This is a genomic window from Vreelandella sp. H-I2, assembly GCF_052959335.1.
The window spans coordinates 1-248 of the sequence record NZ_JBRAMC010000030.1; the positions used below are offsets into that span (position 1 = coordinate 1).

1 rRNA gene is annotated in these 248 nt (G+C 56.5%); it reads right to left on the minus strand.

Going from position 1 to position 248, the window contains the following annotated elements:
* Positions 1–248 (minus strand): 16S ribosomal RNA (locus ACUVOF_RS21985); the annotation flags it as partial.

Here is a 248-nt window from a genome sequence, read left to right on the forward strand (position 1 = left end):
GGCCCGGGAACGTATTCACCGTGACATTCTGATTCACGATTACTAGCGATTCCGACTTCACGGAGTCGAGTTGCAGACTCCGATCCGGACTGAGACCGGCTTTAAGGGATTCGCTGACTCTCGCGAGTTCGCAGCCCTTTGTACCGGCCATTGTAGCACGTGTGTAGCCCTACCCGTAAGGGCCATGATGACTTGACGTCGTCCCCACCTTCCTCCGGTTTGTCACCGGCAGTCTCCTTAGAGTTCCC